The sequence below is a fragment of the Lysobacter sp. Root76 genome (assembly GCF_001428685.1).
Lineage (GTDB): Bacteria > Pseudomonadota > Gammaproteobacteria > Xanthomonadales > Xanthomonadaceae > Lysobacter.
The window spans coordinates 195,318-218,607 of the sequence record NZ_LMIK01000006.1; the positions used below are offsets into that span (position 1 = coordinate 195,318).

At 69.6% G+C, this 23,290-nt stretch carries 23 protein-coding genes; 10 read left to right on the top strand and 13 right to left on the bottom strand.

Annotated elements, in window-relative coordinates:
- Positions 1 to 3 precede the first annotated feature (3 nt).
- On the bottom strand, positions 4 to 858 hold the full coding sequence (locus ASE10_RS12885) for a hypothetical protein (protein ID WP_056305354.1): 855 nt from the start codon (positions 856 to 858) through the stop codon (positions 4 to 6).
- Between the two features lie 152 nt (positions 859 to 1,010).
- Between ASE10_RS12885 and ASE10_RS12890 the strand changes: the two genes are divergently transcribed.
- Positions 1,011 to 1,424, top strand: coding sequence for a hypothetical protein (locus ASE10_RS12890; protein WP_055906386.1), 414 nt, complete (start codon positions 1,011 to 1,013; stop codon positions 1,422 to 1,424).
- Between the two features lie 100 nt (positions 1,425 to 1,524).
- Here ASE10_RS12890 and ASE10_RS12895 read toward each other — a convergent pair whose 3' ends face one another.
- The 3 genes from ASE10_RS12895 to ASE10_RS12905 form a co-directional block, all read right to left on the bottom strand.
- A complete protein-coding gene (locus tag ASE10_RS12895; RefSeq protein WP_055906389.1) occupies positions 1,525 to 1,722 on the bottom strand; it encodes a hypothetical protein in 198 nt (65 codons plus the stop codon).
- 409 nt (positions 1,723 to 2,131) lie between these two features.
- Positions 2,132 to 2,758: a TetR/AcrR family transcriptional regulator gene (locus ASE10_RS12900; protein WP_055906392.1), complete on the bottom strand. Its 627-nt coding sequence runs from the start codon at positions 2,756 to 2,758 to the stop codon at positions 2,132 to 2,134.
- A gap of 54 nt (positions 2,759 to 2,812) precedes the next feature.
- A complete protein-coding gene (locus ASE10_RS12905; RefSeq protein WP_055906396.1) occupies positions 2,813 to 3,070 on the bottom strand; it encodes an acyl-CoA-binding protein in 258 nt (85 codons plus the stop codon).
- Between the two features lie 152 nt (positions 3,071 to 3,222).
- Here ASE10_RS12905 and ASE10_RS12910 point away from each other — a divergent pair, with 152 nt between their 5' ends.
- Positions 3,223 to 5,211 (top strand): SDR family oxidoreductase, encoded by a 1,989-nt coding sequence (locus ASE10_RS12910; RefSeq protein ID WP_056102352.1) that lies wholly within the window; start codon positions 3,223 to 3,225, stop codon positions 5,209 to 5,211.
- A gap of 171 nt (positions 5,212 to 5,382) precedes the next feature.
- On the opposite strand, the gene ASE10_RS12915 is transcribed toward ASE10_RS12910, so the two are convergent.
- The 3 genes from ASE10_RS12915 to ASE10_RS12925 all read right to left on the bottom strand — a co-directional run bounded on the left by ASE10_RS12915 (position 5,383) and on the right by ASE10_RS12925 (position 8,574).
- Entirely contained in the window at positions 5,383 to 6,327 is a 945-nt protein-coding gene (locus ASE10_RS12915; RefSeq protein ID WP_056102356.1) for a restriction endonuclease, read from the bottom strand.
- Positions 6,328 to 6,633: 306 nt separating this feature from the next.
- On the bottom strand, positions 6,634 to 7,224 hold the full coding sequence (locus ASE10_RS12920; protein WP_157480922.1) for a phasin family protein: 591 nt from the start codon (positions 7,222 to 7,224) through the stop codon (positions 6,634 to 6,636).
- An 87-nt stretch (positions 7,225 to 7,311) separates the two neighbouring features.
- Positions 7,312 to 8,574, bottom strand: coding sequence for a patatin-like phospholipase family protein (locus ASE10_RS12925; RefSeq protein ID WP_055906406.1), 1,263 nt, complete (start codon positions 8,572 to 8,574; stop codon positions 7,312 to 7,314).
- A gap of 133 nt (positions 8,575 to 8,707) precedes the next feature.
- Here ASE10_RS12925 and ASE10_RS12930 point away from each other — a divergent pair, with 133 nt between their 5' ends.
- On the top strand, positions 8,708 to 9,430 hold the full coding sequence (locus ASE10_RS12930; protein ID WP_055907120.1) for a hypothetical protein: 723 nt from the start codon (positions 8,708 to 8,710) through the stop codon (positions 9,428 to 9,430).
- Positions 9,431 to 9,757: 327 nt separating this feature from the next.
- On the opposite strand, the gene ASE10_RS12935 is transcribed toward ASE10_RS12930, so the two are convergent.
- On the bottom strand, positions 9,758 to 10,033 hold the full coding sequence (locus ASE10_RS12935) for a polyhydroxyalkanoic acid system family protein (protein WP_055906409.1): 276 nt from the start codon (positions 10,031 to 10,033) through the stop codon (positions 9,758 to 9,760).
- A 124-nt stretch (positions 10,034 to 10,157) separates the two neighbouring features.
- Between ASE10_RS12935 and ASE10_RS12940 the strand changes: the two genes are divergently transcribed.
- The gene (locus tag ASE10_RS12940) at positions 10,158 to 10,958 is read left to right on the top strand and encodes an FHA domain-containing protein (protein WP_056102359.1); all 801 of its coding nucleotides are present in this window, start codon (positions 10,158 to 10,160) and stop codon (positions 10,956 to 10,958) included.
- Here ASE10_RS12940 and msrQ read toward each other — a convergent pair.
- Entirely contained in the window at positions 10,927 to 11,544 is a 618-nt protein-coding gene (gene msrQ, locus ASE10_RS12945; protein ID WP_055907123.1) for a protein-methionine-sulfoxide reductase heme-binding subunit MsrQ, read from the bottom strand. The two genes, ASE10_RS12940 and msrQ, sit on opposite strands and share 32 nt — an antisense overlap.
- 67 nt (positions 11,545 to 11,611) lie before the next feature.
- Positions 11,612 to 12,580 (bottom strand): protein-methionine-sulfoxide reductase catalytic subunit MsrP, encoded by a 969-nt coding sequence (gene msrP, locus ASE10_RS12950; protein ID WP_056305356.1) that lies wholly within the window; start codon positions 12,578 to 12,580, stop codon positions 11,612 to 11,614.
- A gap of 183 nt (positions 12,581 to 12,763) precedes the next feature.
- Between msrP and serC the strand changes: the two genes are divergently transcribed.
- The 5 genes from serC to ASE10_RS12975 all read left to right on the top strand — a co-directional run bounded on the left by serC (position 12,764) and on the right by ASE10_RS12975 (position 19,360).
- The gene (serC, locus tag ASE10_RS12955; RefSeq protein ID WP_055906417.1) at positions 12,764 to 13,849 is read left to right on the top strand and encodes a 3-phosphoserine/phosphohydroxythreonine transaminase; all 1,086 of its coding nucleotides are present in this window, start codon (positions 12,764 to 12,766) and stop codon (positions 13,847 to 13,849) included.
- 2 nt (positions 13,850 to 13,851) lie between these two features.
- Positions 13,852 to 15,072 carry a prephenate dehydratase gene (gene pheA / locus ASE10_RS12960; protein ID WP_055906420.1) on the top strand — a complete coding sequence of 407 codons (1,221 nt, stop codon included), beginning with the start codon at positions 13,852 to 13,854 and terminating at the stop codon, positions 15,070 to 15,072.
- Positions 15,069 to 16,280 carry a histidinol-phosphate transaminase gene (gene hisC, locus ASE10_RS12965; protein ID WP_200954814.1) on the top strand — a complete coding sequence of 404 codons (1,212 nt, stop codon included), beginning with the start codon at positions 15,069 to 15,071 and terminating at the stop codon, positions 16,278 to 16,280. Before pheA ends, hisC begins: the two co-directional genes overlap by 4 nt.
- A complete protein-coding gene (gene aroA / locus ASE10_RS12970) occupies positions 16,277 to 17,614 on the top strand; it encodes a 3-phosphoshikimate 1-carboxyvinyltransferase (RefSeq protein ID WP_056305360.1) in 1,338 nt (445 codons plus the stop codon). The genes hisC and aroA overlap by 4 nt, the downstream gene beginning before the upstream one ends.
- Before the next feature lie 255 nt (positions 17,615 to 17,869).
- Entirely contained in the window at positions 17,870 to 19,360 is a 1,491-nt protein-coding gene (locus ASE10_RS12975; protein ID WP_056305362.1) for an O-antigen ligase family protein, read from the top strand.
- 266 nt (positions 19,361 to 19,626) lie between these two features.
- Here ASE10_RS12975 and ASE10_RS12980 read toward each other — a convergent pair whose 3' ends face one another.
- Together ASE10_RS12980 and ASE10_RS12985 are read right to left on the bottom strand one after the other, a co-directional pair.
- On the bottom strand, positions 19,627 to 20,211 hold the full coding sequence (locus tag ASE10_RS12980) for an energy transducer TonB (RefSeq protein WP_056102384.1): 585 nt from the start codon (positions 20,209 to 20,211) through the stop codon (positions 19,627 to 19,629).
- Positions 20,212 to 20,314: 103 nt separating this feature from the next.
- Complete coding sequence (locus ASE10_RS12985; RefSeq protein WP_055906434.1) at positions 20,315 to 20,971, bottom strand: energy transducer TonB; 657 nt, start codon at positions 20,969 to 20,971, stop codon at positions 20,315 to 20,317.
- Positions 20,972 to 21,134: 163 nt separating this feature from the next.
- Between ASE10_RS12985 and serS the strand changes: the two genes are divergently transcribed.
- Positions 21,135 to 22,427 (top strand): serine--tRNA ligase, encoded by a 1,293-nt coding sequence (serS, locus tag ASE10_RS12990; protein ID WP_056305363.1) that lies wholly within the window; start codon positions 21,135 to 21,137, stop codon positions 22,425 to 22,427.
- A 295-nt stretch (positions 22,428 to 22,722) separates the two neighbouring features.
- Here the strand turns inward: serS and ASE10_RS20250 are convergent, their stop codons facing one another.
- Positions 22,723 to 23,280, bottom strand: coding sequence for a hypothetical protein (locus ASE10_RS20250; protein ID WP_157480923.1), 558 nt, complete (start codon positions 23,278 to 23,280; stop codon positions 22,723 to 22,725).
- Between the last annotated feature and the right edge of the window lie 10 nt (positions 23,281 to 23,290).

Sequence of the window (23,290 nt, forward strand, 5' to 3'; positions counted from 1 at the left end):
GGTTCATTCCAGCTGCGCGCGCGCGTAGGCCCCGTCCAGCGCCTCCATGGCGTCGATCGGCTTGAGTTTCGCGGCTTTTTCGTAGGCCGCGGCAGCCGCGTCCTCCTGCTTGTCGCCGTGCAGCAGCATCAGCACGTTGCCGTGTTCGATGTGGGCGATGGGCGAGTCCGGGGTCAGCTTGAGCGCGGTCTTGATGTGCTTGTCGGCCTCGGCGGCCTTGGCGCCGTAGGTCAGGCCGCCGATCATCGCGCCGACCTTGCCGATGATCTCGGCGTGGTACAGCGCCATCGCGGTGTGGGCTTCGGCGTGCTTGGGGGCGAGTTCGAGGGTCGTGTCGAGGGCGGCGCGGACCTTGCCGGCGATGCCGGCCTTGAGCGCCTTGGCGATGCTCAGGCCCTGGCTGTAGCGGCCCAGGGCGAACGCGTGGCGGTAATGGCTGTTGGCGTCGTCGGGCAGGGCCTTGACCGCGGCCTCGGCGAGTTTGGCGGCGTGCTCGTAGCGCTTGAGCTTCTCGTCGTCGTCGTCGACCAGATAGGTGGCGTGGATGCCCAGCGCCTTGACCGCGACCGAGGCGCCGGCCGGGCCCAGCGCTTCGCCGGCGTCGAAGGCGGCCTTGAAGTCGCCGCGATGGAAGGCGCGCCAGGCGTCCTGCAGGGCGGCGGCGAGCGCGTCGGCGTCCAGGCCCTTGGGCGCGGCTTTGCCCGCTTGCGCGATCAGCGCGGCGGCGCGCTTGGCGTCCGGATAGGGTTCGGTGTCGCCGGCATGCAGCTTGGGCCAGGCTTTCTTGAGGGCGTCGCCGGCGTAGGCGTAGCCTTTGGCATCGTGCGGAAAAGCGGCCCAGGCGGATTTCGCGGCCATCTGCGGTCCTTGTCGACAGGTCGGGAGCGCAGCATCCCGCCGCGGGCGGTGTTCTGGCAAGGGCCGGCACGGGCTAGTGTGATTGCTCCATGGGCCTTGGCCACAGTGGCGCTCGAGAAACCGGCCCTCCGGCCGGTCAGCGGAGCAGTCAGATGGCAACCGTCAAACGCAAAACCCGCGCGGCGAAGCAGACCACGCTGCGCCACCTGTGGCTGGCCGGGCTCGGTCTGGTCTCGATCGCACGTCGCGGCAGCCTGGATGCGGCCGGCCGCGCGGTCGAGCGCGCCGATGCGCTGCAGCGCCGGGCGCAGAGATTCGTACGCGAAGCGCGCGGCAACGTGCGCGCGCAGCTGGACAACGTACGCGGGCAGGTCGAGCCGCGGGTGGTGAAGTTCAGTGCCGAGGTCGAGACCCGTCTGGCGCCGGTGCTGGACAAGCTGGGCCTGAAGCCCAAGAGCCAGCGTCCGCTGCGCAAGGCGCGCAAGACCGCCAAGGCGGCGAAGAAGCCGGCGCCGGCGCGGCGCGCGGTGCGCAAGCCGGCCAAGCGTGCGGCCCGCAAGGGCTGAGCGCGACCCGATCGGGAATGAAACAAGGGCGCCGAATGGCGCCCTTGTCTTGTGCGGCCCGGCACGGGGCGAGCCGGACCGCGCAGCCTCACGTCTGCGATCAGGGGATCGGGCAGCCGTAGTTGCGCAGGCAACGGTAGTAGGCCAGTTCGCAGGCGGTTTCGTCGCCGCCGTTGTTCAGGCACTGGCCGTACTGCGCAGCGCAGTTGTTCGGCCGGCACACGGCCCAGGCGGCGCTGGAGCTGAGCATCAGGACGGCGGCGGCGAGCAGCACGGTCTTGCGGCGGAATACGTTCATGGGCACTCCTTTCCTTGGGGTGGGCGGGGACCTTCCCGCGCAGAGAACCCTAGACCCGGACACGATGTGAATTCGCGCGCTGCTGCGCGGTTTGCGTTGCTGCGCTACCGCAAGTCGTGGCAAGCCGGCGCTCGGGCAGGGGCGGCGTGAGCCCGCGACCGGGGTGTCCGGTTGAGGGCAGGGCATCGCCTGGGTGCGAGGCTATCGCGGCTTACGCCGCTCCCACAGCCGGGGCGGCGCTTCGCGTTGGGGTAGGAGCGGCGTAAGCCGCGACCGCGCGGCGCGGTCGCCTGCGCGGGCCGGTTCGTCGGGCATCGGAAGCGATCCGCACCGCCGGGTTTTCGTCGCGGCCGCCAGCGTTCGGTCGCGGCTTACGCCGCTCCTACCCCAGAGCCACGGCGACGGCGACTCAGTCCAGGTAGGCCCGGGTCAGGGTGTTGAGGTGCAGGCGCTCGGCGTCGCGCAGGAACGGCGCCATCAGCATCATCACCTGGACGATGCCGTCGCGGATCGCGGCGTGTTCGTCCTTGTCGCCGCGTGCGGAAGCGTAGTTGAGCCAGAAGGTCGCGATCACCAGCACATTGGTCGCGGTCGCGGCCAGTTCGTCGCCGGAGGCGCGCATCACCCCGGCCTGCGACAGGCCGCGCATGACCGTATGCGCCTGTTCGTCGGCGCGCTTGAGGATGCGGGCGAAGCGCAAGCGCAGGCGGCGGTTGCGGCTGAGGATCTCGACCAGGTCGCGGTACAGGAAGCGATAGTCCCAGATGCACTCGAACACCAGGTGCAGTTGCAGCCAGATGTCCTCGAGTCCGGGCAGGCGCCCCTGCGGCGCGGCGAGCGCGCCGTCCATGCGCTCTTCGTAGCGCGCGAACAGCTGCTCGATGATGTCGTCCTTGTTGCGGAAGTGGTAGTACAGATTGCCCGGGCTGATTTCCAGCTCGTCGGCGATATGGTTGGTGGTGACGTTGGGCTCGCCCTGGGCGTTGAACATGGTCAACGCGGCGTCGAGGATGCGCTGGCGGGTCTGTTTGGCCACGGGATCAGCCCGCCCTGCAACGTAGCGCCGTCGGTCGGCGCGCCCCGCGCGGCATCAGCCGCGCAGCTTCTTCACGAGGTCGACGTACTTCTTCATCGCCTCGTCCTGGCCGGTGCCCTTGAGCTTCGCCCAGGCCTCGTACTTGGCGGTGCCGACGAAGTCGAAGAACCCCGGCTTGGGACCGGCGACGTCGCCCTCGGCGCCCTGTTTGTACAGCGCGTACAGGCGCAGCAGGGTGTCGTTATCGGGGCGCTCGGACAGCGCCTGCACATCCTTTGCGGCTTGCTCGAAACTCGACTTCAGATCGGACATGGTGTGCCCCTCCCGGCGACCAAGGTGATGGGGCATTACCGCATGCACCGACGGGGTGGTCAATACGGAAGGGAATTGTTCGCCGGCCCGGGCTCTGGCAACGTAGGCGCATACCGCCGCCGTGCGGCCGACTTGGGGTCAAGGAGAGGGGCATGAGTTATTTCGTTACCGGCGCTACCGGGTTCATCGGCCGATTCCTGGTCAGCAACCTGCTCAAGCGCAAGGGCACGATCCATGTGCTGGTGCGTAAGGATTCGCAGAAGAAGTTCGACGCCACCGCCAAAAAGATGGGCTGGGACCTGAAGCGGGTGATCCCGGTCTACGGCGACATGACCGCGGCCAAGTGCGGGCTCAGCGCCGCCCAGCTGCGCGCGCTCAACGGCAAGATCAAGCATTTCTTCCATCTGGCCGCGATCTACGACCTCACCGCCAGCGCCGAATCGCAGCGCGCGGCCAACATCGACGGCACCCAGCACGCGCTGGACCTGGCCGCGGCGATCGGCGCCGGCTGCTTCCACCACACCAGTTCGATCGCCGCCGCCGGCATGTACCAGGGCGTGTTCCGCGAGGACATGTTCGACGAGGCCGAGGGCCTGGACGATCCCTACCTGCGCACCAAGCACGATTCCGAGGGCCTGGTCCGGGCCGAGAAACGGGTCAAATGGCGCATCTACCGTCCGGGCATGGTGGTCGGCCATTCGCAGACCGGCGAGATGGACAAGATCGACGGCCCGTACTACTTCTTCACCTTCCTCAAGAAGCTGCGCGAAATGCTGCCGCCGTGGATGCCGACCCTGGGCATCGAGGGCGGGCGCATCAACATCATTCCGGTCGACTACGTGGTCGATGCGATGGACCACATCGCGCACAAGCCCAAGCTGGACGGCCATTGCTTCCACCTGACCGACCCGGAACCGCAGCGCGTCGGCGAGGTGCTCAACACCTTCGCCCGCGCCGGCCATGCGCCGGAGATGACCATGCGCATCGACGCGCGCATGTTCGCCTTCGTGCCCTCGGGCATCCGCGGCGCGGTCGGCAACCTGCCGCCGGTCAAGCGCTTCATCGGCATGCTGCTGCGCGACTTCAAGATTCCCAAGGAGGTGATGAAGTTCATCACCTATCCGACCCGCTTCGACAACCGCGAGACCGAACGCGCGCTGCGCGGCAGCGGGATCAAGGTGCCGCACCTGGACGGCTACGCCTGGCGCCTGTGGGACTACTGGGAACGCCACCTGGACCCGGACCTGTTCATCGACCGCACCCTCAAGGGCAAGGTCCGCAACAAGGTCGTGGTGATCACCGGCGGCTCCTCGGGCATCGGCCTGGCGACCGCGGAGAAGGTGGCCGCGGCCGGCGCGATCACGGTCATCGTCGCGCGCGGCGAGGAAGAACTGTTCAAGGCCCGCGACGCGATGAAGGCGGCCGGCGGCAAGGTCTTCGCCTACACCGCGGACCTGGCCGACATGGCCGACTGCGACCGCCTGGTCAAGCAGATCCTGGGCGAGCACGGCCACGTCGACATCCTGGTCAACAACGCCGGCCGTTCGATCCGCCGTTCGATCGAACTCAGCTACGACCGCTTCCACGATTTCGAACGCACCATGCAGCTCAACTATTTCGGCAGCCTGCGCCTGATCATGGGCTTCATGCCGAAGATGACCGAGCGCCGCAAAGGCCACATCATCAACATCTCCTCGATCGGCGTGCTGGCCAATTCGCCGCGCTTCTCGGCCTACGTGGCCAGCAAGGCGGCGCTGGACGCGTTCAGCCGCTGCGCCCAGGGCGAGCTGTCGGGCAAGGGCATCAGCTTCACCACCATCAACATGCCGCTGGTGAAGACGCCGATGATCGCGCCGACCAAGATGTACGACAGCATCCCGACCCTGAGCCCGGACGAAGCCGCCGACCTGGTGGTCAAGGGCATCATCGAGCGGCCGAGCCGGATCGCCACGCGCCTGGGCATCTTCGCCTCGGTGGTCAACGCGCTGGCGCCCAAGGCCTACGAGGTGGTGATGAGCACCGCCTTCGAGCTGTTCCCGGACTCAGCCGCGGCCAAGGGCGACCGCAAGGGGCTGAAGGACGAGCACGCCAGCAACGAGCAGATCGCGTTCGCGGCGCTGATGCGCGGCGTGCACTGGTAGGCGCGCAGCGGCATGCCGTCATGGAATCGGCCGCCTTGCGCGGCCGATTCTTTTTGGGGCTAGGCTCGAAGCGGGGGGAGGCCTTCTTGGACAGAAACCCGGCGGATGCGATGCCGTTCGCCGCGCTCACCGCATCCTAGGTGGGCCTGAAGCGGCCTCGCCGGCCATTCCTCAATAGGTCCGGCACTGCAGGAAGCGCACTCGCTTGCCGCTGCCCGGCGGCGGCTGCAATTGCAGGCGCGAGGAGCGCAGGAAGGGGTAGCGCTCCAGGATCGAGCAGATTTCCTTGACGTCGGCATCGTCGTCCTCGCGCAACTGGTACACCACCATGGTCGAGGAGGTCGACCACAGCGCGCGTTCCACGTTCGGCAGCGACGAGATCATGCGCATCACTTCGGCGCGTTCGTACTGTTCGCGGTTCGGGTCGGCCGGTGCGGCCGCGATCAATGCCGGCTCGGCGATGGCGCCGCGCGGCGGTGCCGTGTCGGTCGCGGCGACCTGCGCGGCCTCGACGTCGCGCCGCGGTTCCGGCAGCAGCAGGCTGACCGCCGCGCCCAGCACGACCGCGGCCGCCCAGCCGAACAGGGTCTCGCGCTGCACCTGCTTGCGCGCGCTCGCGGCCAGGTCGTCGCGCAGCGATTCGGGCAGCAGCGGACGCACCAGCGCCCACAGCGCGGGGCCGTCGTAACGCTCCAGTTCGATTCCGCGCACTTCCGCGGCCGCGATCCGGCCCGGCGTCGCCAGCACGCCGCCGCTGGCGCCGGCGAAGCGCACCGCGTTGGCGAACTCGGCGACCACCGCCGAACTCACCCGGTAATCGGCATGGCCCTGCTTACAGGACAGCAGCCAGGGCCGGCCGTCGCGTTGCAGGCGCAGTTCTTCCGGCTGACTGCCGCGTTCCAGGCTCTGTTCGACCGATTCGAGCTCGAAGCCGCGCGGCTGCAGGGCTTCCACGACCAGGCGCGAGAATTCGCGCCAGCGCATGGTCGCCAAGGCTTCGATGCCGGCCATGGTCTCGGCGCGGCGACGGCGGTACAGCCACAGATAGGCCGAGATCGCACCGCCGGCCACCAGGGCGACGAAGAGCGCGGTCAGCAGCGAAACACCATTGGACATGCGGGCCCCAGGCCGGATGTGAGGCGCAAAATATACGCCACTCGGCGCGGCCTGCTGCGGCTTTGGCTCACGCTATGCGCGCGCAAGCGGGTCGCGGACGCGGATCGACGCCGGTTTCCACAGAAACGCGGACGCCCGCGGCCGGCGGACAAAGAAAGCCCGCCAGTCCGAAACCGTAAGGGGAGGGGAGCATACGGAGCGACGGACTGGCGGGCTTAGCGGCTCGCGCGGCCTGGGGGCGGCGCGAATTGAGCGGTGTGTTGCGGGTGCTGCGACCGGGCGGCGGACCGCCCGGCGATGACGGACTTACGGTGCGACCGGCGGCTTGGGCTTGGCGATCGACTTGCGGGCGGTCTTGGTCGCGGCCTTCTTGGCGGCCGGCTTCTTGGCCGGGGCCTTCTTGGCGGCGCTGGCTTTCTTGGCCGGCGCGGGCTTGGCTGCGGCAGGCTTGGCGGCGGGCTTGCCGCCCTGACGGCGCAGTTCGGCGGTCAGGGTATCGACGCGCTGGCTGAGGCCGGCGAGGTCGTCGCGGCCCGGCACGCCGAGCTTGACCAGGGCGCGCTGCACGCGCTCTTCGAACACCTTCTCCAGACGGTCCCAGGTGTCGGCGGCGCGCTCGCGGGCGTGACCGACCTTGGACTCGACCACGTCGCGCAGGGCGTCGGCCTGGCCACCGGTGAACTTGCGTGCGGTCTGCTCCAGGTTCAGGCCTTCCTTGACCAGGCCTTCGAACAGCTTGGTGCCTTCGGCCTGGGCGCGGCCGAACGCGCCGACGCCGGCGAGCCAGATCTGCTGTGCGGATTCGCTCAGGGTCTTGGACAAGCGCTCGGCCTGCTCCTGGGCGCTGCCGGCCTTGCCGGCCGTGGTCTTCTTAGCGTTCTTCTTGAACTTGGCCATGTTGCCCTCCAAGCGGGCGTGGATTCGATGTGACTCCACGATGGGCGCGCTGTCTAGAGCTTTCACACCAGCGCGCGACGCGCCTGCTCAGCTTTGCCCGCGTTTGCGCGCACGCGGCGTGCGGCGGCGCGCGACCAGGTGGTCGACATCGTCCAGGGCGCGGCGCAGGCGCGCGGTGGTTTCGGTGTCGCGCGAGGGCGGCGCGATGCCGTCCAGGATCGAGCGGTTGGGGTCGGCCAGGACTTCCTCGCGCAGGCGGATGCCGTGCGCGGCCAGCACCGGGCGCAGCGCGTCGGCGCGCTGGCGCAGGTCGGCCAGGGTGTTGCGGTAGGCGATCTCGCTGATCCGCCGGCGCGCCGAGAAGCTGAAGGCGTTGGTGAAGAACAGCTCGCCGTCCTCGGCATTGGGCTCGAACACCAGCTGGTCGATGTTGGGGTATTGCTGGGCGTAGCGCGCCAGGCCGACCTGCATGCGCGACTGCAGCAGGGTGCGAAAGGTCTGCGACAGCACCGCCGGCAGCCCGCCCGCGGCCAGGCTGTTGTCCTCGGCCACCGGCGCGCCGCCGTGGTTGTGGTTGAACGGGACCAGCGGGTTGATGCCGATCAGCAGGTCGATGCCCTGTTCCAGCACCAGCGAGGCATGCATGGTCCGGCGCAGCGCGCCGTCGACGAAATGGCGGCCGCGGATGTTCACCGGCGGGTACAGGCCGGGCAGGGCGGCGCTGGCCTGGACCGCCTTGGAGATGGCGATGTCGTTCCAGTCGTCGCCGCCGAAACGCACCGCGTCGCCGCTGTCGATGTCGACCGCGACCACGTACAGGCGCGCGTCGAGTTCGCGGAAGTCGTTGCTGCGCCCGCGCCGGGTGAATACCTCGCGCAGGAAGCGCTCGACTTCGCCGTTGTCGAACAGGCCGTTCGGGATCAAGCCGCCGAAGCGGGTGATCAGGTCCGACCAGCGCGCCTCGCGCGGCGAGAACAGCAGCTCGCGCCACCACTGCGTGGCCAGGCGCGGGAAGCTCGCGGCGCGCTTCATGTATTCCAGGAACGCCGGCCGCATGAAGGTCTCGGGGCGGAACTGGACGTCGTCGCTGTCGCCGGTGATGAAGATCCGGCACATCTCGGTGGTGTCCATGCGGTTGGCTAGGCCGGCCGCCAGGAAGGCGCCGCTGCTGACGCCGACGTAGCAGTCCAGGCGGGTCAGATCGAGGCCTTCCAGGGCTTCGTCCATCGCGCGCAGGGCGCCGAGTTCGTACATGCCGCCGATCGGGCCGCCGCCGGCGATGGCCAGGCCGATCTTGGCCGGCGTGCCGGTGGTGCGCGCCCGTTGCCGGGCGGAGTGGAGTGACAGCATGAGGTGGGCGGCGACCGTGCGTAGGAGTATCCCCCCGAGTGTAGCCGACCGTGGCGGGCGCGCCAGACGCCGCGACTTTGGTCGTAGGCCGGGGCGGTTGCGGGCGCCGGCCGCGGCCGCGATCATGCCCGCGATGTCCCGGACGACCGATCTTTCCGCCCGCCTGAGCGATCTGCTGGCGCGCCATCAGGCCCTGCACGACCCGAGCCGGGAGTCGCGCAACGGCTTGCGCTGGCTGCCGGAGCTGCGCAGCTGGCAGGCGTGGCGGCTGGAGGCCAGCTTCGACCGTTTCCTGAGCGACCCGCGCCGGCGCCCGGCGGCACAGTTCTTCCTCAGCGACGTCTACAACGACCACGATTTCAGCCGCCGCGACGCCGACATCGCACGGGTGCTGCCGATGATGCAGCGGCTGCTGCCGTCGGCGCTGCTGGCCACCGTCGCCGACGCGATCGAGTTGGGCCTGCTGACCCACGCCTTCGACCTGCGCATGGCGCAACGTCTGCAGACCCTCGCGCCGCGGCGCCGGCGCCTGGACGCGGCCCTGTACGCGCAGGCCTACCGCGCCTGCGGCCTGCCGCGTCTGCGCGGGCACCAGATCGACCTGATCGCGCGGGTCGGCAACGGTCTGGGCCGGGCGGTGCGGATGCCGGGCGTGTCGACCCTGCTCAAACTCTCGCGCGGACCGGCCAAGGCGGCCGGGCTGGCCGAGTTGCAGGGCTTCCTGGAGCGGGGCTTCGCCGCCTTCGGCCAGCTCGGCGACGTGCGCGAGTTCATCGCCGAGATCGAAAGCGACGAGCGCGAAATCGCGCGCCGGTTGTTCGAGGGCGATCCGGATCCGTTTCCGGGCTTGGAGTAGGGCATCGGGTGTTGAACAGCGCGGCGGCTGCGCCGTGCTCCCTGTGGGAGCGGCGTGAGCCGCGATTCGACACCGCACGCACTGCGCTACCCGCACGCTCCGGGGCAGGAGCGGCGTAAGCCGCGAGGCTCTACCGGGAAACTGCCGCCGAAGGTCGGAATTCGCGGTCGCGGCTCACGCCGCTCCTACCCGGAGCCTCACTCGATCGCGTCCGCTCCCTGTGGGAGCGGCGTAAGCCGCGATCGGTCCCTGCGCGCAACCGCGGCGGTCAAGGCCTGCTTTAACAACGACGCCGGCCGCCGCAGCCTCGATTCCCGGACGCCCGCTTTACTTGAACCGCTCGTCCAGCACCCGCCGGATTTCGCTTTCGATCGGGCCCTTGAGCGCGCCCAGCAGGAAGCCCAGGCTGGCGGTCACGCGCAGCTGCTTGGGGCCGAGCGCGATCTTGCCGTCGACGCCGCTGCGGGCGAAGTTGAGGGTGTCGCCGGACCAGTCGTATTCGATGCCGAAGCGTTCGGCGAGCTTCTGCGCCACCTCTTCTACGGCCTTGCGGGCCTTGGCCGGCGTCAGCGAATGGTCGTGGCGGATATCGATGCTCGACATAGAACGTTTCCCTCCCAGGTGACGGCTATTGTGCGGGCGCGGGCGGCCGCATCCAAGTGCGTGGCACGCGCGATGCGCATGCCGGGCTGCGTGATTGGCACGCCGCGTGCTAGATTTCCGACGCGTGGAAGCCCTCAGACTGCGATACCCCAACCGTGAACATGCCGACCTGGCCCTGAGCCCGGGCGTGCATGCGATTGGCCGCGACGCCGACGGCCGCACCGCCCTGGTCGGCGACGGCGGCGAGGCGGTGGCGCAGGTCTGCGTCGACCGCCGCGGCGTCTGGCTGCAGGTGCGCGAGGGCGTGCGCGGCCTGCACGTGAACGGCCGCCCGGTGCGGCGCATGGCCATGCTGCGCGCCGGCGATGCGATCTTCCTCGACGGCGTCGAGCTGCTGCTGCTCGCCGGCGAACCGCTGCCGGCCCCGGCCGACTACGGTTTCGGCGAGGCCGCCGAGAGCCGTCTGGTGATCCGCGGCATCGCCGGGCCGCACCACGGCCGCTGCTACCCGCTGGACCAGCCGCGCACCATCGGCCGCGCCGGCGAGTGCGACATCCGCATCGACGACGCATCTTTCGCCGAACGCCACGCGCGCCTGGAGGCGCACGCCGACGGCGTGGTCCTGCGCGACATGGGCTCGGTCGAGGGCAGCGTGGTCAACGGCCGGCCGGTGCGCAACGCCTTGCTGCGGCCGGGCGACCAACTGGTGCTGGAATCGCAGCATCGCTTCGTGATCGAAGCCCCCAACCGCGGCGGCGGCAGCGAACCGGCGCCGCTCGCGCATCCGGCCGAATTCGAGACCGACGAACGCGCCCGCCCGGCCACGGCGCTGCCCTCGTCGGTGCGGCGCATGCCCTGGCTGTTGCTGGCGGCGGCGCTGCTGGCCGCCGCGCTCAGCCTGTTGCTGCTGTACGGCGCGAGCTGAGCGCGCGCAGCTTCTTCCAGACCCGCCAGCCCAGCAGCGCGGCCAGGATGCTCGCGTACAGCAGCGGTTCGCGGATGTCGGATTTCACCAGCCACCAGAAGTGCAGCACCGCGAGCGCGGCGATCGCATAGATCAGCTGATGCAGCCGGCCCCAGAGCCGGCCGAGCCGGCGCATCGCGGCCTGGGTCGAGGTCAGCGCCAGCGGCACCAGCAGCAGCCAGGCCAGGAAGCCGACGGTGATGTAGGGCCGCTTGAGGATCTCCTCGAAGATCTGGGTCCAGTAGCCGCGCAGGTCCAGCACCAGATAGGCGGTGAAGTGCAGGCAGGCGTAGAAGAACGCGTACAGGCCGAGCAGGCGGCGGAAGCGGATCAGCACCGCCTGGCCGCTGAGTTGGCGCAGCGGCGTGATCGCCAGGGTCAGCAGCAGCAGGCGCAGCGCCCACAGGCCCAGGCGGTGCTCGATCTCGGCCACCGGGTCGGCGCCCAGGCCGCCGCTGCCGGTCAGGAATTCGGCGCGGATCTGCCAGGCCAGGATCGCCGCCGGAGTCAGCGCCAGCAGATGGACCAGGGTCTTGGCCGCGATCATGCCCTTGGAAGGCGCGCGGCGCGGCGCCGGCCGTACTCGCGCGGCCGTGGTGCGGTCGTTCATGCGCTCAGAACCACCGCTTGAGGTTCATGCCGGCGTACATCGACGCGACCTGGTCGGCGTAACCGTTGAACAGCCGGGTCGGGACGCGTTCGGCGAACAGTTTGCTGGCGGTGCCGGCGATGCGGCGCTCGCTCTTCTGGGTCCAGCGCGGGTGGTCGACATTGGGGTTCACGTTGGAGAAGAAACCATATTCGCTGGACTGGGCGTCGTTCCAGCTGGTGAACGGCATCGTCTCGACGAAGGTGATCGCGACGATCGACTTGATGCTCTTGAAGCCGTACTTCCACGGCACCACCAGGCGCAGCGGCGCGCCGTTCTGCTGCGGCAGCGGCTTGCCGTACAGGCCGGTCGCGAGCAGGGTCAGCGGGTGCATGGCCTCGTCGATGCGCAGGCCCTCGCGGTAAGGCCAGTCCAGCGCGGGGTAGGACAGCCCGGGCATCTGCTTGGGGTCGGCCAGGGTGGTGAAGGCCACGTACTTGGCCTTGGAAGTCGGCTCGAAGCGCTTGAGCACGTCGCCCAGCGGCACCCCCAGCCACGGAATCACCATCGACCAGCCTTCCACGCAGCGCAGGCGGTAGATGCGTTCCTGCGGCGTCAGGCCCTTGACCAGATCGTCCAGCGACAGGCGGCCGGGCTTGGCGCAGGCGCCGCCGATCGCGACCGTCCAGGGCTTGGTGCGCAGGGTCTTGGGCGCCTTGCCCGGGTCGGCCTTGCCGGTGCCGAACTCGTAGAAGTTGTTGTAGCTGGTGATGTCTTCGTAGCGGGTCAGGGTTTCGTTGGTGCGGAAGCCCGAGGCGGCCTGGGCCGGGGTGATCGTGGTTTTCGGCGCGGGCGGCGGCTCGGCGTCGGCGCAGCCGGCCAGGCCCAGCGCGGGCGCGGCGGCGAATGCGGCCAGCAGGCGCCGGCGTTCGCGGTAGACGGCCTCGTCGGTGATCTCGCGGGCGGGAAGCGTGAAAGCGTCGCGCAATGACATGGGGGAACTCCTGCGGGGACGGGCACGGCGTGGGCACGCCGCGGGGTCGTCCAGTACATATACGGTGGGTTTATCACCATAGAGGCAGCCGGAGGGGCAAAAGTTGCGCAGGTAACCAAGGCGCGCGCAAGTGTTGCACTGCGGCATACTTGGGTTCCAACCCCCATCCCCACGGAGCACCCGATGTCCCGCGCGTTCAACTTCAGTGCCGGTCCCGCGACCCTGCCCGAAACCGTCCTGCAGCAGGCCCAGGCCGAGATGCTGGACTGGCATGGCGTCGGCGCCTCGATCGTCGAGCTGAGCCATCGCGGACCGGAGTTCCTGCAGGTCGCCCAGGAGGCCGAGGCCGACCTGCGCACGCTGATGTCGATCCCGGACGATTATGCGGTGCTGTTCCTGCAGGGCGGCGCGACCACCCAGCAGGCCCTGATCGCGCTGAACTTCGCCGCCCCGGGCCAGACCGTGGACTACGCCGTGACCGGCCACTGGGGCAAGACCGCGCTCAAGCAGGTCAAGCCCTACGTCAACGCCAAGGTCGTCGCCGACGGCGAAGCCGGCGGTTACCGCGACATCCCGGCGTATGCCGATTGGCAGCTGTCCAAGGACGCCGCCTTCGTCCACTACACCGCCAACGAAACCATCCACGGCGTCGAGTTCCGCGACATCCCGCAGACCGGCGACGTGCCGCTGATCGGCGACTTCAGCTCCAGCATCGTCTCCGAGCCGCTGGACGTGTCGAAGTTCGGCGTGATCTACGCCGGCGCGCAGAAGAACCTGGGCCCGGTCGGCGTGAGCGTGGTGATCGTGCGCCGCGACCTGCTCGAACGCGCCGGCCAGCCGCGCGCCGAGATCCTCGACTACCGCGCCCATGTCAAGGGCGAGTCCATGCTCAACACGCCGCCGACCTGGAACTGGTACCTGGCCGGGCTGGTGTTCAAGTGGATGATCGCCCAGGGCGGCGTGGCCGAATTCGCCCAGCGCAACGCGCGCAAGTCGGCGCTGCTGTATCAGACCATCGACGGCTCGGGTGGCTTCTATCGCAACGAGGTCGCGGTCGGTGCGCGTTCGCGCATGAACGTGCCGTTCTTCCTCAAGGACGAAGCGCTGGACAAGCCGTTCCTGAAGGAAGCCGAGGCCGCCGGGCTGATCTCGCTCAAGGGCCACCGCGCCCTGGGCGGCATGCGCGCGTCGATCTACAACGCGATGCCGGAAGAGGGCGTGCAGGCCCTGGCTTCGTTCATGCGCGATTTCCAGAAGAGGCACGGCTGAGCATGGCCAAGCGTCCGAAAGCGCCGGCCAAGCCGGCGCCGAAGCCGGCCGCCGGGCGCAAGCCGGCGACCGCCCAGGCCGACAAGCCGGCCAAGGGCAAGGCCGTCCAGGCCAAGCCGCCGAGCGCTCCCGTGCCGGAAACCCCTGCGCTGGACCTGTCGACCCTGCGCACGCGCATCGACGGCATCGACCAGCACATCCAGCAGCTGATCGCCGAGCGCGCCCAGTTCGCCAACCAGGTCGGCAAGGCCAAGGGCAAGCTCGCCGCGGCAGTGGATTACTACCGCCCGGAGCGCGAGGCCCAGGTGCTGCGCCGGGTGGTCGACCGCAACGACGGCCCGCTCAACGACGAAGTGCTGGTGCGGCTGTTCCGCGAAATCATGTCGGCCTGCCTGGCCCAGCAGGAACCGCTCAAGATCGGCTTCCTGGGTCCGGAAGGCACCCATTCGCAGCAGGCCGCGTTCAAGCACTTCGGCCATTCGATCCATGGCCTGCCGCTGGCCAGCATCGAGGAGGTGTTTCAGGAGGTCGAAGCCGGCAACGCCGATTTCGGCGTGGTCCCGGTCGAGAACTCGACCCAGGGCACGATCCAGTCGACCCTGGACATGTTCCTGACCTCGAAGCTGAAGATCTCCGGCGAAGTCGAGCTGCGCGTGCACCAGCACCTGCTCTCGCGCAGCGGGCGGATCGAGGACATCGAGCGCGTCTACTCGCACCCGCAGTCGTTCGCCCAATGCAAGGCCTGGCTGCGCGAGTACCTGCCCAAGGCGGAGAAGATCGCGGTGTCGAGCAACGCCGAGGCCGCGCGTCGCGCACGCAACGCCGACGACGCCGCCGCGATCGCCGGCGCCAGCGCCGGCAACGTCTATGGCCTGAAGAACGTCGCCGGCCCGATCGAGGACCGTCCCGACAACACCACCCGCTTCCTGGTGATCGGGCGCGAGCTGTTCACGCCCTCGGGCAACGACCGCACCTCGCTGCTGATCTTCATCAAGGACCAGCCCGGCGCGCTCTACAACGTGCTGTCGCCGTTCGCCAAGCGCGGCCTGAGCATGAACCGGATCGAGTCGCGTCCCGGCCACACCGGCCGCTGGCAGTACGCGTTCTTCGTCGACATCGGCGGCCACGTCCAGGAAGAGGCGATGCGCGATGCGCTGGAAGAACTGCAGGAACTGGCCCACGAAGTGAAGGTGCTGGGTTCCTACCCGGTTGCGATCGCGTGAGCGCGGCGCCGTCCATGCCGGCGGCGACGCCGGCCTTCGATGAGGCGTGGTTCGCCGCGCGTGCGCAAGCCGGCGTGCAGCGCCTGCGCGCCTACGACCCGGGGCACGACCTGGTCGCGCTGAGGCGCAAGTTCGGCGCCGGGCATCTGGTCGAGCTGGGTTCCAACGAGAATCCTTACGGGTCCTCGCCGCGCGCGAAGGCAGCGGTGCTGGCCCAGCTGGATCAGCTGCATCGCTATCCCGATCCGCTCGGCGCCGATCTCAAGCGTGCGTTGGCGGCCAAGCACGGCGTCGCGACCGCGCAGATCCTGCTCGGCAACGGCTCGCACGAACTGCTGATGCAGCTGGCGCAGGTGTTCGCCGGGCCGGGCGACGAGGTGGTGTTCTCGCGTTACGGTTTTGCGGTGTTCGCGCTGGCGACCCAGGCCGCCGGCGCGACCATGCGCATTGTCGAGGCGTTGCCGCGCAGCGCGGCGATGCCGGCCGGGCACGACCTGGATGCGATCGCCGCGGCGATCGGTCCGCAGACGCGTCTGGTCTATGTCGCCAATCCGAACAATCCGACCGGCACCTGGTTCGGTCGCGAGGCGCTACGGGCGTTCCTGGCCAAGGTGCCGAGCGAGACCATCGTGGTGATGGACGAGGCTTATGCGGAAATGGCCGACGTACAAGGACGTACCAGTGCCGCGGGAGGCGGGATGCCGGGAGCGGCGGATGCGCCGGACTTTGCCAGCGCGGTCGAGCTGCTTGCGGCCTATCCCAACCTCGTCGTCACCCGCACCTTCAGCAAGGCCTACGGCCTGGCCGGTCTGCGCGTGGGCTATCTGCTCGCAGCGCCGGGACTGGTCGCGGTGATGGAGCGTCTGCGCGAAAGCTTCAACGTCAACGGCCCGGCCCTGGCCGCGTGCGAGGCCGCGCTCGGCGACGAGGCGCACCTGGCTTCGGCCTGCGCGCGCAACGCCGAGCAACGCGCCGCGCTGAGCGCCGCCTTGAGCGAGCGCGGCCTGCGCGTGTTCCCGTCGCAGACCAACTTCGTCTTGGTCGAATTCGGCGCCGACACCGCGCGCATCGAGGCCGCGCTGATCGCGCGCGGCGTGGTGCTGCGGCCGATGGGCGGCTACGGCCTGGGCGACTGCCTGCGCATCACCGTCGGCGACGCCGACGAGAACCGCCGGCTGCTGGCCGCGCTGGACGCGGTGCGCGCATGAGCGCCCGCCAGGATTGGATCGCCGTGCGCGGCACGCCCTTGCACGGACGCCTGCGGGTGCCGGGCGACAAGTCGGTCTCGCATCGCGCGGTCATGCTCGGCGCGCTGGCCGAGGGCGTCACCCGGGTCAGCGGCTTTCTCGAAGGCGAGGACACCCGCGCCACCGCGCGGGTGTTCGAGCGCCTGGGCGTGCGCATCGACACCCCCAGCGCCAGCGAACGCATCGTCCATGGCGTCGGCCTGCACGGCCTGCGCGGCAGCGGCGAGGCGCTGGACTGCGGCAATGCCGGCACCGGCATGCGTCTGCTCGCCGGCGCGCTGGCCGGGCAGGGCTTCGATTCGGTGCTGATCGGCGACGAATCCCTGTCCAAGCGGCCGATGCGGCGCGTCACCGAGCCGCTGGCGGCGATGGGCGCACGTATCGACAGCGCGGACGGCGGCCTGCCGCCGCTGCGCATCCACGGCGGCAGCGTGCTGCAGGGCATCGACTACACCTTGCCGGTGGCCAGCGCGCAGGTGAAATCGGCGCTGCTGCTGGCCGGCCTGTACGCGCGCGGCGAGACCGTGGTGCGCGAACCGCACCCGACCCGCGACTACACCGAACGCATGCTGGCCGCGTTCGGCTGGCCGATCGAGTTCGCGCCCGGCTACGCGCGCCTGAGCGGCGGGCATGCGCTGCGCGCCACCGACGTCGCGGTGCCGGCGGATTTTTCCTCGGCCGCCTTCTTCCTGGTCGCCGCCAGCGTGGTGCCGGGTTCGGAACTGCTGCTGGAAGCGGTCGGCATGAACCCGCGTCGCACCGGCCTGCTCGCTGCCTTGCGCTTGATGGGCGCCGACATCCGCGAACAGAACCCGCGCGAGGAGGGCGGCGAACCGGTCGCCGATCTGCTGGTGCGGCATGCGCCCTTGCACGGCATCGAGGTGCCGGTGGCATTGGTGCCGGACATGATCGACGAGTTCCCGGCGCTGTTCGTGGCCGCGGCCTGCGCGCAGGGGCGCAGCACGATCGCCGGTGCGGCCGAGTTGCGGGTCAAGGAATCCGACCGGATCGCGACGATGGCACAAGGTTTACGTAATTTAGGTGCGCAGATCGACGAAACGCCGGACGGCGCGATCATCGTCGGCGGCGCCCTGCGCGGCGGTGCGGTCGACAGCCATGGCGACCACCGCATCGCGATGAGCTTCGCGGTCGCGGCCCAATGCGCCAGCGGCGAAGTGCGTATCGGCGATGTCGCGAATGTGGCGACTTCGTTTCCGGGCTTCGAAACGCTGGCGCGTGCGTCGGGTCTCGAATTGCATCCCGCGTTGGGTTTGCAGACAGCCAGCGACATGTAGTTTCGCTAGACTTCTCCCGCCGCCCGCCTCCGCGAGCGGCGGTATTGCCGACACGACGAATACGATCGACACGGAAGTAGCGGCCGTCGCCCACCGCCCCCGCGGCGCGGCGGCCATGACGTGGTTCGCGCCAAGCCCGGCGTGATTGCGAGAGGACGAACGCGATGCAGCTTCCCCCACGCTGCCTGACGATGCCGGCGCGGCGACAGCGCGCCCGACCGCGCCGCCGCGCTGCAGCCGCGCAGGCGATCGCGCATGGCTGAGCACGCGACCGCGATGGCCCCTGTGGCCCGCGACTCCGATGCGCGCGATGCGCGTGCGACGCCGCTGGCCTGGTACTCCGATACCGCCGCCGAGCTGCCGCCGTGGCTGCGCCGCGCCGCCTTGCTCGCGCTCGCCTATCAGGCGTTCTTCGCCCTGACCGATATCGGCCTGTACCTGCGCCCGGAACTCGGCGCCGGCGTGCTGCTGCTGTTACTGTGCTGCGCCGGCCGCCGGCCCTGGCGCGAGCTGTCGGCGCAACCGGCCGTGCGTGCGCTGGCGCTGCTGATCGCGTTCCTGATCGCCCAGGCGGTGTATGCGGCGGTGAGCGTGGCGCCGGCGATACCGCTGTCCGCGCAGTTGTCGACCGCGGGCAAGCTGGTGCGGCTGGCGCTGTTCACCTGCGTGATCGGCTGGTGGCTGTCGCTGATGCCGCGTGCGATCCCGCGCCTGGTCGTGCTGATGGGCGCGGGCCTGTTGCTGTCGGTGCTGATCTATCTGCCGTGGACCCAGGGCGAAGCCTTGTGGGCCGGCCGCCTGCGCGCCGATCTGGGCATCCCGGAAAACCTCACCGGTCAATTGGCGGCGGTCGGCGGCTGGTTGGCCTTGTGCCTGCTGATGGCGCTGTGGGCACAACGGCGCGAGCCCGGCCGGCGCGCCTTGCTGGCGATCGGTTTCCTCGCCTATGCGGGCTGCTTCTGCCTGCTGCTGTTCTCGCAGTCGCGCGGCGCCTGGCTGGCGTTCGCCGCGGTCACGCCGCCGGTGGTGCTGGCCTATGCCTGGCACTTGTACCGCCGCGGCGGCGCGCGCGCGATCGGCGCGCTGCTGCCGGTGCTGGCCGCGGCGCTGGTGTCGGTGCTGCTGCTGTTCGCGGCGCGCGATCTGATCAGCTCGCGTTTCGCCGGGTCCGAGACCGTGATGACCGAGGCCCAGCAGGCTGCGGATGCGGGCACGGTCGCCATCGCCCCGACTGCGCCTGCCGCCGGCGCCGCCAAACCTGCCGATGCGGCCGCGGCGCAGCAGACCCAGATCAACAACAAGGCCGTCAGCGTGCGCATGGCGCTGTACCGGCTGGGCGTGGAGAAGTGGCTGGAGCGGCCGCTGCTGGGCTGGGGCCTGCGCACCACGCCCAGCCTGATCGCCGACAGCCGCCGCGACATGGCCGGCCAGCACCACATGCACCTGCACAACACCTACCTGGACGCGCTGGTGGGCTTGGGCACGCTCGGCACCGGGCTGCTGGCGCTGGCGTTCGCCCTGGTGCTGCGCGAGGCCTTGCTGGCCTGGCGTCGCGGCTGGGTGCCGGTGGCCGGGTTCTGGGCCCTGATCGGCAGCGTCGGCATCGTGCTGGTGGCGAACAACTTCGATTCGCTGCTGTGGCGTTTCGAATACGGCCGTGCGCCGCTGGAGTTCCTGTTCGGCACGTGTCTGGCCTGGGGCCTGATCCGGCGTCGTGGCGAGGGCGGGCGGGGTGTCGGCGGTTGAGGGTGAGGGCTCGCGGGTCGCGAGTCGCGGGTCTGCCGGGTGGTTCGGCGTGGGTGGGAGGTCATCGCGGCTTACGCCGCTCCCACAGGAAGCCTCGGCTGCCTCGCTGACCACGGTTGAAAGTTGCGTAAGCCGTGATGGCGAAGGCCGGCCTTCGCACACTTCCACGTCGGTCACATCGCTCCGGCCGCCCTGCGGCGGCCGGAGCCCGCTCTCCCCCGATCCCTGCTATGCGCGCGGTTCGCCGGGTCTGCGGTTTACCGCGTTCAGGCCTGCGGCTTGAACTCGATGGGCACTTCCACCACCGCCGGTACCGGCTTGCCGTTGCGCGTGGCCGGGGCGAAGTGCCAGCGGCGCACCGCGTCCTGGGCGGCGCGGTCGAGCTCGCGCGAGTTGCTGCGGCGGACGAAGTCGATCTCGCCCGGGGTGCCGTCGGCGCCCACGTTCACCCGCAGCAGCACGTCGCCGCCTTCGCCGCGACGCAGCGCGGTGGCCGGGTACTCGGGTTGCGGACTGCGGTTGGCGATCCGCTCGGGAGCGGTTTCGCGCGGCACGGTCACGGCCGGCTTGGTCGGTTTGGGCTTGGCGGCGCTGGCGACGGACTTGCGCTCGCTGCGCTCGGCTTCGGGCCCGGCGGTGGGCGTGGTGGCGTCGGTGGGCATCGGCAGTACGCTGGCATCCGGAGGCAGCGCGATCGGCGCCGGTGTGCGTTGGCTGAGCACGTACCAGATCAGCAGGATCGCGGCCAGCAGCACCAGCAGCCAGAGGCCGGCACGGTTGCGCGCAGGCGCGTCGGCGTCCACGGTGGTTTGCGGGCGGTTGTCGCGGTGTTCCAGCGTGTTGTCCGTCATGGTGTCCCTCCTCGATCGTCCCCGGTGTGCGGGGTGGCGACTCGACTTTCCTCACGCCGGTGTTAGCGGCGAGTGAGGCGGAGGGGGTTACGGCGTTACGCGTTCAGCGACTGGCATCGAATGTGATCGGGACCATCACAGTGCCGCCGACCGGCTGGCCGTTGGCCAGGGCGGGGCGGAAACGCCAGCGCCGGACCGCGTCCTGGGCCGCGCGGTCGAGCAGACGCGAGCCGCTGCTGTTGGCCACGCTGACCTCGCCCGGCACGCCGTCCGCACCGATCTGCGCGCGAACGGTGACGGTGCCGCTCTCGCCGCGGCGCAGCGCCTGAGGCGGATAACGCGGCGGCGGGTTCTGGCCCGGGATCGGCTTGGGATCGGAACCGGCAACCGCGGCCTGCGGCGGCGCCGACGGTCGCGCCGGCGCGATGGCGTCGGCCGGGCGCGGCGGGGCGGTCTCGACCAGGCGCGGCTGGTCCGCACCGGCGGCAGGCGCATTGGCCTGCGGCGCGGGGCCGACGCCGCTGCCTTCGCTGCCGGACATCGGCGCCGGCAGCGGTGCGTAGTTCGGACCGGCCGCGGTCGGCGGAGCGATGCCGTCGGCGCGGTAGAAGTCGTGCTTGCGCGCGCGCGACCAGACCAGGGCGAACAGGATCAGGCCCAGCGCGAACGCGCCCAGGACCCACCACAGCGCCTTGCGTGAGGGCCGCCAGGCGGCCAGGTCGAGGCTGGGGCGGGTGGGCGCGGGGGACGGTGTCGACATGCGGTATCCGGCTACGGGCGGGCAGGGGCTGCCGGCATTCTGCATCGATCCGGGTTAATACGTTGGAAATCGGTCGCGCTTTGAACCGCGCCGGGTGCCGCGCATTGGCCCTGAACGCGGTTAGCACGCGATAATCGCGTTCCGCTTCCCCACCGGTTCCGCCATGCTCGATCCCAACCTGCTGCGCCAGCAACCCGTCGAACTCGCCGCGCGCCTGCGCGACGCCCGCGGTTTCGTCCTCGACGCCACCGCGCTGGAGTCGCTGGAAAGCGAGCGCAAGCAGATCCAGATCCGCACCCAGGAGCTGCAGAACCTGCGCAACACCCGCTCCAAGGCGATCGGCCAGGCCAAGGCCAAGGGCGAGGATGTCGCCCCGCTGATGGCCGAGGTGGCCGGTTTTGGCGACGAGCTCAAGGCCAGCGAGCTGCGCCTGGACGAAATCCGCGGCCAGATCGAGGCGGTGGCGCTGGGCATCCCGAACCTGCCGCACGAGTCGGTCCCGGCCGGCCAGGACGAGACCGGCAACGTCGAACAGCACCGCTGGGGCGCGCCGCGCGCATTCAATTTCACGGTCAAGGACCACGTCGAGCTCGGCGCCCGCAAGGGCTGGCTGGACGGCGACACCGCCGCCAAGCTGTCGGGCGCGCGCTTCACCGTGCTGCGCGGCCAGCTGGCGCGGCTGCATCGCGCGCTGGCGCAATTCATGCTGGATCTGCACGTCGACCAGCACGGCTACCAGGAAACCAACGTGCCGCTGCTGGTCAACGCCGATTCCATGCGCGGTACCGGCCAGCTGCCGAAGTTCGAGGACGACCTGTTCGCGACCACGGTCGGCGAGGGCGAGGCGGCCAGCAAGCGCTACCTGATCCCGACCTCGGAAGTCCCGCTGACCAACATCGTGCGCGACGAGATCGTCGAGGACGCGGCGCTGCCGCTGCGCATGACCGCGCATTCGATGTGCTTCCGCGCCGAAGCCGGCAGCCACGGCCGCGACACCCGCGGCATGATCCGCCAGCACCAGTTCGAGAAGGTCGAGCTGGTCACCATCGCGCGTCCGGACGAGAGCTACGACGAGCACGAGCGCATGACCCGTTGCGCCGAAGTCGTGCTGGAGAAGCTCGGCCTGCCGTACCGGCGCATGCTGCTGTGCACCGGCGACATGGGCTTCGCCGCGACCAAGACCTACGACCTGGAAGTCTGGCTGCCCAGCCAGGAGACCTACCGCGAAATTTCCTCCTGTTCGAACTGCGAGACTTTCCAGGCCCGCCGCATGCAGGCGCGCTGGCGCAACCCGGCCACCGGCAAACCGGAGCTGGTGCACACGCTCAACGGCTCCGGCGTCGCGGTCGGCCGCGCCCTGATCGCGGTGATGGAGAACTACCAGAACGCCGACGGCACGATCGAAGTGCCCGAGGCGCTGCGTCCGTACATGGGTGGGGTCGAGTACATCGACTGAACTCGTTGCCTTGGGGGCCATCGACGGCATGCCCGCCGCTGGCCTCATGCGCGCACCGAGCTTCCTGTGGGAGCGACGTAAGTCGCGATCGTCGTTCCCGTATGGGAACGTGGCATCGCCGCAAGCGCGGTGGCGCAATCGCGACTTACGTCGCTCCCACAGGAAGTCTGCGGATTTCGCGCGAGTAGGATGCGGTAAGCCGTCAGGCGCACCGCATCGCAGGATGTGCGGCGGTACGCGGTGTACCGAAGTTCGACGATGCGGTAGTCACCGCATCCTACGGGCTGCGTATCCGTCAGCTATCGCAATGGAACTCTTGGGCAATGAGTTCGTGGTCGTAAGCGCCGAGGTGACCGTACCGGCCAGGCGCGCTCAAATAGCCCGTTACCGTACCTTGCCGGCAGTAAGAGAACCTGGAGACGGAGCTTCCGCCCAGCAGACCACTGGTCAGCCACCAGCGTTTTGAAGGCTGGCCCACTGGAACAAAACTCATCTCCTCCAAGCCGAAGGAAAAACGGCCGGCCGAGATGATGGGCTTGTAGCCATACACAGCAAGGACCTTTGCGAGGCTGCTCGGTTGGTTCCTGCGATAGTCGGTGCCCGCGGCCAGCCCCGCCTGGAATGCGGGGTCGTCGCTGTAGATGCCGCCGTCCGGGTCGACATACCCATGAAAGAACGCTCTTGTGTACTGGCGGTACTGCTTTTGATGTTCGGGTGAGGCTGGATCCAGTTGTTCGTCCGCAAGTCGCTGGACGAAGTCGGGGGCGAATACTTCGTGTTCATGGTCGGCGCCATGCGCGCGCAAGCCGACGAGTAGGGCCGTCAGAAGAACGAGGATCCGTGCGAGTCTCACCAGGACAGAC